We start from the raw sequence: 1,270 nt of genomic DNA on the forward strand, positions 1-1,270 counted from the left end.
CACCGCAGCCAGCTTTGTCTTGCACAAGCGGCCGTTATCACCTTTTAAATACTCAGCAGTGAAGAATGTGTTCAGCGCCGCTGCCGTGGGCAGACCTTTTCGACGGCACATACTGGCCACCGCCTTCAGCCTTGTCAGGCACAAGTTACGTCCATCTTTCAGATGATTATCGTTGAAGAATGCCTCCAGTGCCGTTGGTGTGGGCAGACCTTTTTGGCAGCACATACTGGCCACCGCAGCCAGCTTTGTCAGGCACAAGCGGCCGTTTTCATCTTTTAAATGCTTATCTTTGAAGAATGTGTTCAGCGCCGCTGCCGTGGGCAGACCTTTTTGGCGGCACATACTGGCCACCGCCTTCAGCTTTGTCTTGCACAAGCGGCCGTTATCATCTTTTAAATACTCAGCAGTGAAGAATGTGTTCAGCGCCGTTGGCGTAGGCAGACCTTTTTGGCAGCGCATACTGGCCACCGCAGCCAGCTTTGTCAGGCACAAGTTACGTCCATCTTTCAGATGATTATCGTTGAAGAATGCTTTCAGTGCCGTTGGTGTGGGCAGACCTTTTTCGCAACACATACTGGCCACCGCCTTCAGCTTTGTCAGGCACAAGCGGCCGTTTTCATCTTTTAAATGCTCATCTTTGAAGAACATTTCCATTGCCTCTGCCGTGGGCAAACCTTTTAGGCCGCACATACTGGCCACCGCCTTCAGCTTTGTCAGGCACAAGCGGCCGTTTCCATCTTTTAAATGCTCATCTTTGAAGAACATTTCCATTGCCTCTGCCGTGGGCAGACCTTTTTGACAGCACATGCTGGCCACCGCCTTCAGCTTTGTCAGGCACAAGCAGCCGTCCTCACCTTTTAAATACTCAGCAGTGAAGAATGTGTTCAGCGCCTCTGCCATGGGCAGACCTTTTTTGCGGCACATACTGGCCACCGCAGTCAGCTTTGTCTTGCACAAGCGGCCGTTATCACCTTTTAAATGCTCAGCAGTGAAGAATGCTTTCATTGCCGCTGCCATGGGCAGACCTTTTTGGCTGCACATACTGGCCACCGCCTTCAGCTTTGTCTTGCATAAGCGGCCGTTTTCATCTTTTAAATGCTCATCTTTGAAGAATATTTCCATTGCCGCTGGCGTGGGCAGACCTTTATGGCGGCACATCGACATAACGTACGATAATTGAGGATGTTTAGCTATACACTCAATATCATTGTCGGATAGGTTTGCAAAGGCTGTTATTGCGCCTTTATTATCTTTAAATAGACCTTCAAAC

1 protein-coding gene is annotated in these 1,270 nt (G+C 49.8%); it reads right to left on the reverse strand.

Annotated elements, in window-relative coordinates; genetic code table 11:
* Positions 1–1,270 (reverse strand): hypothetical protein (locus tag JQC92_RS22335; protein ID WP_205001723.1); only part of this gene is annotated, 1,270 nt, incomplete at both ends.

Origin of the sequence: Parashewanella hymeniacidonis (assembly GCF_016900895.1) — a bacterium.
Taxonomy (GTDB): Bacteria; Pseudomonadota; Gammaproteobacteria; order Enterobacterales; family Shewanellaceae; genus Parashewanella; species Parashewanella hymeniacidonis.